At 38.5% G+C, this 12,589-nt stretch carries 9 protein-coding genes; 2 read left to right on the top strand and 7 right to left on the bottom strand.

The annotated features are described in order from the left end of the window. Positions 1–33: 33 nt before the first annotated feature. The 3 genes from ACH3O9_RS07835 to ACH3O9_RS07825 form a co-directional block, all read right to left on the bottom strand. Positions 34–1,629 carry a SulP family inorganic anion transporter gene (locus ACH3O9_RS07835; RefSeq protein WP_416446643.1) on the bottom strand — a complete coding sequence of 532 codons (1,596 nt, stop codon included), beginning with the start codon at positions 1,627–1,629 and terminating at the stop codon, positions 34–36. Positions 1,630–1,720: 91 nt separating this feature from the next. Further along, positions 1,721–2,344: a carbonic anhydrase family protein gene (locus ACH3O9_RS07830; protein WP_416445988.1), complete on the bottom strand. Its 624-nt coding sequence runs from the start codon at positions 2,342–2,344 to the stop codon at positions 1,721–1,723. A gap of 79 nt (positions 2,345–2,423) precedes the next feature. Further along, the gene (locus ACH3O9_RS07825) at positions 2,424–2,717 is read right to left on the bottom strand and encodes a hypothetical protein (protein ID WP_416445986.1); all 294 of its coding nucleotides are present in this window, start codon (positions 2,715–2,717) and stop codon (positions 2,424–2,426) included. A 333-nt stretch (positions 2,718–3,050) separates the two neighbouring features. On the opposite strand from ACH3O9_RS07825, the gene ACH3O9_RS07820 reads away from it, so the two are divergent. Then, positions 3,051–6,209, top strand: a complete 3,159-nt coding sequence (locus tag ACH3O9_RS07820) for a TonB-dependent receptor (protein WP_416445984.1) — start codon at positions 3,051–3,053, stop codon at positions 6,207–6,209. Positions 6,210–6,382: 173 nt separating this feature from the next. Beyond that, positions 6,383–8,011: a dihydroxyacetone kinase subunit DhaK gene (locus tag ACH3O9_RS07815; RefSeq protein WP_416445982.1), complete on the top strand. Its 1,629-nt coding sequence runs from the start codon at positions 6,383–6,385 to the stop codon at positions 8,009–8,011. Positions 8,012–8,062: 51 nt separating this feature from the next. Here the strand turns inward: ACH3O9_RS07815 and ACH3O9_RS07810 are convergent, their stop codons facing one another. From ACH3O9_RS07810 to ACH3O9_RS07795, 4 genes are read right to left on the bottom strand one after another with little or no spacing between them, the layout of a single operon-like run. After that, positions 8,063–8,863, bottom strand: coding sequence for a tetratricopeptide repeat protein (locus tag ACH3O9_RS07810; RefSeq protein WP_416445980.1), 801 nt, complete (start codon positions 8,861–8,863; stop codon positions 8,063–8,065). Further along, positions 8,860–10,617: a BatD family protein gene (locus ACH3O9_RS07805; protein ID WP_416445978.1), complete on the bottom strand. Its 1,758-nt coding sequence runs from the start codon at positions 10,615–10,617 to the stop codon at positions 8,860–8,862. The genes ACH3O9_RS07810 and ACH3O9_RS07805 overlap by 4 nt, the downstream gene beginning before the upstream one ends. Positions 10,618–10,658: 41 nt before the next feature. Beyond that, positions 10,659–11,540, bottom strand: coding sequence for a tetratricopeptide repeat protein (locus tag ACH3O9_RS07800; protein WP_416445976.1), 882 nt, complete (start codon positions 11,538–11,540; stop codon positions 10,659–10,661). After that, on the bottom strand, positions 11,537–12,583 hold the full coding sequence (locus ACH3O9_RS07795; RefSeq protein WP_416445974.1) for a vWA domain-containing protein: 1,047 nt from the start codon (positions 12,581–12,583) through the stop codon (positions 11,537–11,539). Before ACH3O9_RS07795 ends, ACH3O9_RS07800 begins: the two co-directional genes overlap by 4 nt. Between the last annotated feature and the right edge of the window lie 6 nt (positions 12,584–12,589).

Below are 12,589 nucleotides of genomic sequence, written 5' to 3'. Positions count from 1 at the left end.
CAACCGGGAAATTCCTAAAATAAAATCATTTTTCTAAGCAGTTACCTTAAATGCCTCTTTCTTGTCCTGTTTAAAGAACTGAGAATAACTTTGTGGGTTGTCTGTCTCCCCACGTTCTGAGATGATTTTCACGTTTATATTTCGCTCTTTAGCTTTCACGCTGAATTCATCTAAAATTTCAATAATGTCATTATCGAGATATTTCGTTTTTCTTACGTCGATCTCTACAAAGCTGTTTTCATCAATTCTGTCAAGTTCTTTAATGATCGCTCCTTTATTTATAAAAGTAACTTCTTCTGCAAGGGTCATATTAATAACATCTGCACCATTTTCTCCTTTTACAATATGCAGGAAATGTGAATTCTGGTAGCTTTTTATTAAAATAACTACGATTCCTACTGCTAAGCCCAGACTAATACCTACCAGAAGATCTGCAAATACGATCCCTACCACTGTGATTACAAAAGGCACAAATTGCTTCCATCCCATTTTATACATCTTGTAGAATAATGTGGGTTTTGCCAGTTTATAACCCACCAGAAATAAAATAGCAGCAAGCACTGATAATGGAATTAAATTCAGGATATTAGGAATAAGTATAACAGATATAAGAAGCAGAAAACCATGTAAAATTGCAGACATTTTTGTTTGCCCGCCAGACTGAATATTTGCAGAACTTCTCACAATCACCTGTGTCACAGGCAAACCACCTATAAGACCTGAACAAATATTACCTATACCTTGAGCAAAAAGCTCCCTATTAGTAGGAGTAACACGCTTGTGCGGATCTAATTTGTCTGTAGCCTCTACACACAGTAAGGTCTCAAGACTGGCTACTAATGCTATCGTAAACCCGGTAACCCATATTTGTGTTTCTCCTATTACACCAAAGTTGGGAAAGGTGAACTGTGCGAGAAAAGAATCTATACCTTCAGGTACAGGAACGGCGACAAGATGGTCTGCTGCAATGCCCAGACTCCCTGTGCCTTTAGTTAACACATAAAATACAATACCTGTTGCTACAGCCACAAGAGGACCCTGAACTAATTTGAAGAATCTGTGCTTTTTTGAAAGTACAGTTTCCCATGATATTAGAATAGCCATACTAATTAATGCGATCAATGTCGCTCCTAAGCTTATACTTCCAAATATATTACCAAGTTCAGAAAAAGTATTTTCACCATCCGCCTGAAAGAAAGCCCAGTCACCTTCGGGATCTGCATCATAACCAAAGAAGTGTGGTATCTGTTTCAGGATTATGATGATACCTATACCTGTAAGCATCCCCTTAATAACAGATGAAGGAAAGTAATACCCTATTATACCTGCTTTTAAAACGCCAAACAAAATCTGAATGACCCCACCTAAAACTACCGCTACCAGTAGGTTTTCATAACCGCCCAGTGTTGTTATTGCAGTAAGAACTATGGCACTAAGCCCGGCTGCCGGACCACTCACCCCAAGACTTGAACCACTAATTGCTCCTACGACTATACCTCCCACGATACCGGCTATAAGACCAGAAAAAAGTGGAGCCCCACTAGCCAGCGCAATCCCCAAACAAAGTGGGATGGCAACAAAAAACACTACCACACTTGCAGGGAAATCGCTCTTTATATTTTTAAACATATTATTCATCAGGTATATTTTTAATTTTATTTATAACTTTTTTATAAAGATTGCCGAAGTGATTTCCCCCAGCTTAGCACCACGCTTTATTTTATAACAGAGTAACTTCTCCTGTAGAAATTGCGTAAATACCTCCCACTATTTTTATCTCGCCATTCTCTTCCATCTCTTTTAGAATAGGGCTTTTTTCGCGTATGCGATCTAGTGTAAGACGCACATTTTTCTCTACTACGCCTGCTACAAAAGAATCATTTGCAGAAGTACGCTCTCCCGTTGTTTCTGTTGCTTCTACAGCAGGTTGAATGTTGCTCAATAAATGGGTGATATTTCCCATTTTTACATCATCACAGGCAGATTTTACCGCGCCGCATGACTCATGTCCCAGAACGATAACAAGCTTACTTCCGGCCACTTTACATGAGTATTCCATGCTGCCTAAAATATCTTTATTTTCAAAATTCCCTGCTACGCGAGCAACAAACAAATCGCCCACTCCCTGATCAAAAATAGTTTCTACAGGCACACGTGAGTCTATACAGCCTAAAACTACCGCTTTAGGCCACTGCCCTTCTTTAGTTCCTTCTATTTGAGCAGCATAATCGCGCTCATACATATTTTTGCTAACGAAGCGCTGGTTGCCATCAATGAGGTCGCTTAGCACCGCTTCTGGAGTCAATTGCTCCTGCTTATTTTTATTTATAATAGATGTAATCATGTCTTTAAATTTTAAATAACATTCATAATAGCACAGCGACTAATAGCCGTATGCATTAAAAAGAATTCATTAAAAAAATTTAAGACATGCGTGGAGGCGGAGAGACCGGATCCAGATAAATTGACATTGCAAGATCCTGTGAAGAGTAGGGTTGTACTCTATTTATGATGATCTCTAGAAATTCTATTGCAAAGTTTTCTTTTGAAAAGACTTCTAACTTTTTTTCTAATTCAAATTTGCCATCTGTATTGTTCTCTTCTTCAATAAAAGATATAGATGAATTGTCATCACCAGCTTTTAATATTTGCACAAGAGGAGGCGTTACCAGAAAGGCAATAAAAAGAAGTATGAAAAAGTAACTTTTAACCCTCAATTTCAATTTTTTTTGAAGAATTACAAAACTAGCATTTCTAGATAAACTACATGTTAATTTAATAATAAAACTCTTTAATATTTCAGTCATTATTGATATAAGAATACGAGAGCAATACTCTAACCTGCTTATTACAGAAGCGTACATGCCTTAGAAATTAATTGGATTAGTGAATTTGTAAAAATTGGTTATCATTTTTGAATTTATCACATTCAAATAATTAATATTCAGATATTTACACAAATACAATTAAGCCTTAATTAAGAAATCATTATTAAAATCTATTTTTGCGCTGAGTTCAACAATCACTATTTTTCACTAAAATCATCTGCTATGAAACACTATTTACTCTATTTTTTCTTAACGCTTTTCTTCTGTAGTGCTGCCTATTCTCAGGTGACAACTGCAGAAATGAGCGGGGTTGTTTATGACGACCAGAATACAGCTTTGCCGGGTGCAAATATTACTGCAGTTCACCTTCCCACGGGTACGACCTATGGTGCAATTACTAATCTTGACGGCAGGTTCAACCTTCTCAATTTGCGAGTGGGTGGTCCTTATAAAGTTACTATAACATACATTGGCTTTACAGATTATGTGTTAAATGATATTTCGTTGACATTAGGGCAAACTTTCAACGTACGCGCTGTTTTGGCAACAGCCGCTAATGAGCTGGATGAGGTTGTGATTTCGGGAACGAAAAGCACGGTTTTTAATAATGACAGAACAGGATCTGAAACCAGTATTGGCAGCAGAGACCTTAAAACCTTACCTACTATCTCCCGTTCTACAGCAGATTTTACACGCTTAGAGCCCTCTGCCAGTGGAAATTCATTTGGTGGTAGAAATGATCAGTTCAACAACTTTAGTCTTGATGGCGCGATCTTTAATAACCCCTTTGGCCTGGATGCTGCAACCCCGGGCGGACAAACAGACGCTCAGCCTATCTCGTTAGATGCCATTGATCAAATACAGGTGTCATTAGCTCCTTACGATGTAACTCAGTCTGGCTTTACAGGCGCTACTGTGAACGCGGTAACTAAAAGCGGAACAAACGAATTTACTGGTACGGCTTACGGTTTCTTTAGAAATGAAGATTTGACCGGTCGTAAAATTAAAGGAGAGAAACTGGCAAAAGCAGATCTAAAACAAACTCAATATGGAGTGAGCATTGGCGGCCCTATCGTAAAGAACAAATTATTCTTTTTTGCCAATTTTGAAAAAGATGACAGAACAGATCTTGGCTCTTCATTTGTGCCAAATACTGGTTCTGGCGGAGTTAATGAATCTCGTGTCTTAGAATCTGATCTAATGGCGGTACAAAACGCTCTTTTAGATTTAGGCTACAATCCTGGCAGTTACAGAGGTTTTACATACGATTCTAAATCAACCAAAGGAATTTTTAAGTTAGACTGGAATATTGATAACAATAACAGGGTTGCTTTAATTTATAATTTTCTTGACGCTTCTAAAGAGAAACCTGCTCACCCTACAGCAATTACGCGCAGAGGCCCCAGCGCTTCAACACTGCAGTTTCAGAACTCGGGATATGAGATGAATAATAAATTACAATCGGTACAGTTAGAATGGAACTCTACCTTCTCTCAAAATGCATCTAATAAACTTCAGGTGGGTTATACCCATTTTGATGATTTTAGAAACCCGTTTTCTACTCCCATTTCGCCTATTAATATTCAGAAAGATGGTTCTAACTATATAATCGCAGGCCACGAGCCGTTTTCAATCAACAACAAACTTGATCAAAAAGTAATTCAGATTACAGATAATTTTAATTACTACGTAGGTGATCACACATTTACTGTAGGTGCTTCATTTGAGAAATTCTCGTTCAAGAATTCTTTCAATTTAACGGCTTATGACAACTTTGGGACCTACGAGACAAACGGAAATTATTACGGCAACTTTAATCCTTATCCTTCTGTTGATGTATTCTTAGCAGATGCAGCAGATCCTAATGGTATTTTAGCCTCTAATATCGCTTACGCAAATAGTGTTTACGATGCTTCTAACGCTGCCGGCGACGGTAATGACGGTGGCTGGAAACTTGCAGAATTAAATGTAGGTCAACTGGCTTTCTACATGCAGGATAAATGGAACGTCACAGAGAAGCTTAAGTTAACAATGGGCATTCGTTTTGATAAACCGCTCTATTTTAATACCGATGAGTTAATTCAAAAATATATTGACACAGATAATACAGCTACACGTGACAACTCTGTAGAATATTACAATCCCAACAACGGTGACATGGTGAATCTAATTTCTACCAGAATGCCGTCTAACAAGATTTTATTCTCTCCCAGACTTGGTTTTAACTATGATTTAAAAGGAGATAACACCATACAACTGCGTGGCGGTACAGGTATTTTCACGGGTCGTTTTCCGTTTGTATGGTTAGGAAATCAGGTAAGTGGTGCTGATGATGGTTATTTTCAAATTGTTGACCCAAGTTTTAAATGGCCACAGGTCTGGAGAACAAATGTGGGTGCAGATTACAAATTTGAGAACGGATTGATCCTTACGGGAGATGTGTCATATACAAAAGATATAAATGGTGCTCATGTACAAAACTGGGGGCTTTTACCACCTTCAGAAACTCTGGAAGGTGTTGACAATCGCCCTATTTATACAGCAGATGATCATTTAAATAATGCATATGTATTCTCTAATTCTGATAAAGGCAGAATTTGGAATTTCACATTTAAAGCACAAAAAACCTTTGGCACAGGATTCTATACCAGCATTGCTTACAACTACCTCAACTCAAAAGATGTCAACTCTATTGAGGCTGAAATTACCGGTGATGCTTTCGATTTTAATCCCGCAATTGGTAATGTAAATAATGACCGCTTAGAATACTCAAAATATGGAGATACCCACAGAATTATAGGTGTGGTTTCAAAGCAGTTTAATTATGGTGGTGAAACTTGGTCTACCACGATCTCGACATTTTTTGAATACGCTCAGGGCGGAAGATATAATTACACCTACGGCGGCGATATTAACGGTGACGGGTCAAGTGTAAATGATCTTATTTACATTCCTACTACAACTGAAATTAGCGAGATGCAGTTTTCTGGTCCCGGGCAGGCAACTGCTTTTGAAAATTTCATACAGCAGGATGATTATTTAAGTGATCACAGAGGGCAGTACTTTGAGCGTTACGGGGCTTTAGCACCATGGAGAGGCAGATGGGACATGAAGATCTTACAGAACTATAATTTCAATGTTTCAGAAAATAAGACAAACACGATTCAGTTTAGTCTTGATATCCTGAATTTTGGTAACCTGATCAACAGTGACTGGGGGCTTGTACAAGAACCAGCTTCTGCTCAGCCTATTGGTGTAACAGTAGATGAAAATAATGTGCCCACTTATACATTTAGTACAGACCTTAACGATCCTTTAGTATATAATACAAGTTTACTATCAAGATGGCAGGCACAAGTTGGTTTGCGATACATATTCTAATTTATTGCCGATCTTATTATTAAGAACCCGCTTATTGAGCGGGTTTCTTCGTTTTATATATTAGTAACCTTCGCACCCTTAAAAACCTAAAATTTTGATAAAGTATGCCTTGATCATAGCTTCCTAAAAAGAAAGCCCCTCCATTTTTTATAAATTTAAAGAAAAGAGAGATCATGAAATTTTTTATAAATAAACCTGAAGATGTAGTCAATGAATCCATTTTAGGAATGATAACAAATCCTGAACTTACGGTTCTCGATTCATTTCCTGAAATACGAGTCGTTGTGCGTAACGACTGGGACAAATCTAAAGTTGCACTCATCTCTGGCGGTGGTTCTGGGCATGAACCTACACATGCCGGTTTTGTGGGTGAAGGAATGCTTACCGCAGCCGTTTGTGGTGATATATTTGCTTCACCACCCGTAGATGCGGTTCTCGCGGCTATTGAGGCTGTAAGTGGTGATAAAGGTTGTTTACTTATTATAAAAAATTATACTGGTGATCGTCTAAATTTTGGCCTTGCGGCAGAACAAGCCAGAGAAATGGGTCATAAAGTTGAAACTGTTACCGTAGGCGACGATATTGCTCTGGGACTCGACACACAACAACGCGGATTAGCAGGAACGCTCTTTGTACATAAAGTTGCCGGCTATTTGGCAAAATCGGGTGAATCACTTGAAAAAGTGGCTAAAATTGCCCAAAAAGTAGCAGATAATACAATATCTATCGGACTCTCACTAACTGAAGGCCAAAAGTTTAAAAACCCTGAGGAATCAAGGCTCTCAAAATCTGAAGCTGAACTTGGGTTAGGGATTCATGGTGAACCCGGTGTTGAGAGAATTGAGATGGAACAAGCAGATGCCCTCATAGAAAAAGCTGAAAAACAGCTCACTGAATATTTACCAGATGAAAATGGAAAATATGCCCTGCTGGTTAATAATCTGGGCAGCGTTACACCGCTTGAAATGAATCTTATTATTAACTCCTTTTCTAAGACTGATTTGTCTTCTAAGGTAGATTATATAATAGGTCCAGCTCAAATGATGACCTCTTTAAACATGAATGGCTTTTCACTTTCTATGGTCTTGCTTGATGAGCAAATTGAAGAAGCTTTATCTGCTAAAAATAATATTGCTCACTGGCATATAAGAAGATATGCTAAACCCGAATATTTAAAAAGCCCAGAGCTTCCTGAAACTCTTCAGTTTGAACCTTCAGAAAACAACAAGTATAAACAGATCGTTCAGGAAATCGCAGAATATCTAATAGATCTTGAAGCAGAATTAAATGACCTGGATGAAAAAGTAGGAGATGGTGATGCCGGTTCAACTTTCGCTACAGCGGGAAGAAAACTTAAAGAACTTAAAGACAAATTACCTTATGATAATATTTCGCAACTCTTCACGACAGTAGGCAGAGTATTATCTCGCGAGATAGGCGGCTCAAGCGGCGTGCTTTTATCATTATTATTTACCAGTGCGGGAAGCCATTTAAAAGAAAACCAAAATATAGGCGAAGCTTTTCTGGCAGGTTTACAAAAAATGCAGGATTACGGCGGTGCAAAACAAGGTGAGCGCACAATGATAGATGCGCTTCAGCCCGCCTTTGAAAGTTTAGCCCATGGAGAATCGATTAAAAAAGCAAGTGACAAAGCCAGAAAGGGAGCAGATTCTACTAAAGAAGTTACAAATACCAGCGCAGGAAGGTCATCTTATCTTTCTGAAAATACACTAAAAGATGTACCAGATCCAGGTGCAGAAATGGTTGCCCGAGTACTTGAAAAAATCGCCGAAATCCTTTAAAAATCGGTGATTTTCAGGCTAAAATCAGGAAATTAAAAGCTAGTTATTGGTCTATAATTCCTTTATTTCCGTATTAGTTACCCAACCTTCTTTACCATCTGCTATGCGAATGCGCTTCCAGTCATCGGTTTCTTCAAGCACATGAACTTTGGTTCCCTCGTGCAGCAAAAATGTCTGGTCGCTTCTTAAGTTAGGTTCACTTTTAACCTCAGCCTCAGGAGACCAAACGATTGCCGGCCTGTTATTTCTGTCAAAAGATCTGGCCTGAAAACTAATTGCAAGGCTTATAACTGCCAAGCCCAATGCAACAAACGAAGTGGTAAAAAGCAAGCGCTTCATGCCGGTACGTACCGTAAAATAATAACCTATAAATGCAAAAACGAAGACAAAAACCAGAATTACGGTAACGACAGCCCAGCCATCTATTGTAAACAAGCTCAAAATAGAATTATACCATTTTTTAAAGGTATTTTGAGGCAGAGGCGTTATCGCATCAATAGTCATATTTTTAGCAAAAGTCAGATTGTTTTGTATGTCTTTATTTTTGGGATCAAGCTTTAAGGCTTTCTCATAATAATAAACACTGGGCGCAATCCTGTTCAATTTGTACTGCGCATTTGCCAGGTTAAAATATAAAGCGGCAGACTCGTAACCTTGTTTAGCAACCTCTTCATAACTATTTACAGCTTCCTGATAGTCGCCATTTGCATATTGCTGATTTCCTTTCTCAAAAAGATCTGTAGGTTGTTGAGCAAAACCAAAACTGCTAATTAACATAAAGCATAAGAGTGCGCTTAAAGCGAAAACCTGCTGTGTCCCTTTTAATTTAAATTTATTACTGAATCTTTTCATAGCTGCTTATCTATTTCTGAAATGACTCTAGATGCTTTTTCATAATCCTGCTGCATCTCTACAGAAGTTGCCGGCGTATAGCGCGCAAACTCACAATTCTCAAGTAAGCTTATAAATTCTTGTGTAGACGATTCGCTGGCACCCTGCTTAATCAATAGACCTCTTATGCGCTCTTTACTCATATCGCTGGTCTGGATGTTAAGTTTTGCCTTAAGGTAGTTGTGTAATGATTTCTCAAGAGAAAGATAGAACACCTTTTGATCACCAAGATTCTTCTTAGCCTCACCCAGGTATTTACGAGCAAGCCTATCTGCTTTGCGCAGGCGATTGCCTTTTACATCATTCTTATAAGCTCTGCGTTTTCCTGCCACAAATAGCGCGAGCGGTATGAGCAGTAAGGGCGCTCCCACTAAAGACCAAAAAGTTGTAGAAGCAAAGAATTGCTCTTCATCTTTAGGATACAATTCTGTATCTGAACTTATATATTTAAATTGATCTTTTGCAATCACATTACTTTTTGCAACTCCGCTACTCTTCTCAGAATTTTGAGCCGTTAGCGGCCCGTTCTCAACTTCTATTAAAATTTCGTCAGATGTTATAGTCTGGTATCTTTCAGTCTTTGGGTTGAAATAAGAAAATGAAATTGAAGGTATTGGGTATTTTCCTTTTGTTTGTGGCACAACAGTATAATTGTCTGCAATGCTTCCGCCCATTCCGCTCAAATTAGTGCGTACATTCTCATTATGCTGTGGCTCGTAAACTTCTAAAGAATTAGGTAGATTAGGTTTTGGTAATTTAAAGAGTTTTAAATTTCCGTTACCTTTTGCCATGATCTCAAGATCTAAAGCTTCAGAAGCATCAAGTTTTGTCTTATCTGCGCTAACTTTAAAATCAAAACTTCCTACCGCCCCGCTAAAATCTGCAGGTTTTCCATTCTCTGGAAGTGGTTTTACAGTGATCTTACGGTTATTTGCGGCAACAGTGATCTGAGCAGGTCTGGAAATACGTTGACCAAAAATATCTCTGCGCTCTGTAGGCACATCTACATTGATATTTAAAGCAAGAGGTTCTATGGTAAGTTCACCTGTTTTTTGAGGATACAGAACGGTTCTTCTCAAAATCACATATCTGTAAGGTTCACCATTGTATTCACCGTCATAAACTTTAAACTGTTTCTCATCTATACTTTGACTCCAGAAATCTGCAAACTTAGGAGCGTCAATTTCATTCCACCCACTTACAGCGGTTTCCCGAGAAACATACAATTTATAGACCACCGTAATGGCTTCATTGAGATATGGATTTGATTTTGAAACTTCTGCGACAAGATGCACATTCTCTGAGGCTACATATTCTGCATTATTACCGTCTTTAGGTTTATCTACTGCCGTTGTAACCTGAACGGTTATAGGCACAGTTTTGTATGTATCTCCATCTATTGTAATCTCAGCCTGACCAATGGTCATCTCGCCGGTGGTTCTTGGGGCTAAAAAGTAGGAAAACACCTTAGAAAAGCTGCTTTTTCCATTTACCCATTGTCTGCTTACAGATTGATTGGGGCCTCCTACTATATTAAATCCCTGAAAACTGGGTGGCTGAAAATTATCACCATCCTTATTCATCTCAAAGTCTACACGCAGACGTTCATTTATGCCTAGCTTTTTCTTACTTACAGTAGCATCAAAGGTTACCTGTGCCCAGGTGGTGAACCCTGTAAAAATAAGAACAAGCAAAAATCCTAGCTTCATCTTCATCTTATTTCCTTTCGTTTTTGGGTCGTTGTCTTCAACTTTAATTACCAGTCTTTTTCAGTTTTTACCTTTGCTCCTTTTACCTTTTGAGCATTGATCTTATCCTGAACTTTATTTTCTTCATTTTTCATGGCCTCAAGCAAGCTTTTTACCTGCTGTGGCGATAATTGACCTTCTGCAGGTTGCTGCTGCTGGTCTTTTTGATCCTGAGGCTTTCCATCGTCTTTGTTATCTCCTTTTTTATCATCAGGTTTGCCTTTATCGTCTTTTTTCTGATCGCCGTCTTCTTTCTTCTCGTCACCTTTATCATCACTCTCCTTAGGCTTGCCGTCGTCACTCTCTTTGTCTTTGCCCTGATCGCCTTCTTTATCTTTATTGTCCTTGTTTTGATCCTGGTTCTGGTCTTTGTTCTGATTATCATCATTACCGCCACCACCATTTTTGTCTTCCTCTTTTTTCGCAAGAGCGAGATTATAACGAGTTTCCTCATCTGTAGGATCATTACGCAGCGCATTTTTATATGCTTCTACGGCTTTTTTGAAGTCTTTTTGCTGGTAATAAGCGTTCCCAAGATTATGAAAGGCTTTATGTCTTTCTTCTTTTGTCTGGGCTACTTCTGCGGCTTGCAGATAGCGATCCATCCCTTCTGCGTATTTTTTATTACGGTAATAGTTATTACCCATATTATATTTCGCCGAAAGGTTTGCCGGGTCTTTTGCAACTGCCTTTCTGTATGATGCTTCTGCAACAGCAAACTGTTTCTGCTCAACCTGCTCATTACCATCTGCTACAAAATCATTAGCCTCTGCAAGTGCAGGATCAGGCTTCCCGTTATCTACCTTTTGAGCATAACTACAAGCACCAATAAGTACTATACCTAAACCGAATAATACTTTGCTTTTATTTATTATCTGAAATTCTCTCACGCTCTCTCTTTGTTTTCGTTAAACAAATTCAATCTTCTTACCCATGCCGTTTTACGCTCGAGTAAGAATATATCTAAAAATAACAATAATAATGCCGCACCAACAAACCACTGAAACTGATCTTTAAAATCTGCAAACTGCTTAGCCTCAAACTCCTTCTTATCCATTTTATTGAGATTATCTTTAATGGCATCTACCACTTGCTGGGTATTGTTTCCATTAATATATTCTCCGTTTGCCTCTGAGGCGATCTCCTGTAGCGTTTCTTCATCTAAACGGGTAATTACAGTCTCCCCATCCTGATCTTTTTTATAAGATTCTATAATCCCATTTCTTTTTAATGGTATAGGGCCGCCTTTCTCTGTACCAACACCTATTGTAAAAATACGTATACCTTCCTGATCTGCAGACTCTGCTATTTCTGCAGCATCACCGGCATGATCTTCCCCATCTGAAATTATAATAAGAACACGATTTGTTTGTTCTTCATCATTGTAATATGTTTTTGCCAGATCTATAGCTTCGCGTATTGCGGTTCCCTGACTGGAAAGCATATCTGTGTTCATCGAGTTGAGGAACATTTTTGCACTGCTGTAATCTGTAGTAATTGGCAATTGCGGAAAAGCACTACCTGCATAAGCAATTATACCTACACGGTCACTGCCTAAATTATTTATGATCTGTGCTACCAGCTGCTTAGCTTTCTCAATACGATTAGGGGCTATATCTTCTGCCAGCATACTTTTTGAAACGTCTATGGCAAAAACAACATCTACACCTTCACGTTTAACGGTCTCTAGTTTAGTCCCAATTTTAGGATTAACTAAACCAATAACCATACAGGCAATAGCCAGGCAGATTAAAATAACTTTTAAAATGGGTTTGAAATTAGACCGCTGCGGAGTTAATTTTTGCAGTAATTCTCTGTTTGCAAATTTATTCTGAGCGCGTCTCTTCCAGAGCTGCAAGCCAAAGAAAAGCAAGAGCACAGCAGGAATTGCCAGCATTAACCAAAACCATATTTTTTCTTCTAGTAAATACATTCTCTT

The organism is Leeuwenhoekiella sp. A16 (genome assembly GCF_047946675.1).
Classification (GTDB): domain Bacteria; phylum Bacteroidota; class Bacteroidia; order Flavobacteriales; family Flavobacteriaceae; genus Leeuwenhoekiella.
The sequence above is the reverse complement of the archived record's forward strand: the minus strand, read 5'-3'. Positions and strand labels throughout refer to the sequence as shown.

Coding starts and splice junctions, on each gene's coding strand:
- ACH3O9_RS07835 (WP_416446643.1), bottom strand. CDS start 1,629: ATGTTTAAAAATATAAAGAGCGATTTCCCTGCAAGTGTGGTAGTGTTT.
- ACH3O9_RS07830 (WP_416445988.1), bottom strand. CDS start 2,344: ATGATTACATCTATTATAAATAAAAATAAGCAGGAGCAATTGACTCCA.
- ACH3O9_RS07820 (WP_416445984.1), top strand. CDS start 3,051: ATGAAACACTATTTACTCTATTTTTTCTTAACGCTTTTCTTCTGTAGT.
- ACH3O9_RS07815 (WP_416445982.1), top strand. CDS start 6,383: ATGAAATTTTTTATAAATAAACCTGAAGATGTAGTCAATGAATCCATT.
- ACH3O9_RS07810 (WP_416445980.1), bottom strand. CDS start 8,863: ATGAAAAGATTCAGTAATAAATTTAAATTAAAAGGGACACAGCAGGTT.
- ACH3O9_RS07805 (WP_416445978.1), bottom strand. CDS start 10,617: ATGAAGATGAAGCTAGGATTTTTGCTTGTTCTTATTTTTACAGGGTTC.
- ACH3O9_RS07795 (WP_416445974.1), bottom strand. CDS start 12,583: ATGTATTTACTAGAAGAAAAAATATGGTTTTGGTTAATGCTGGCAATT.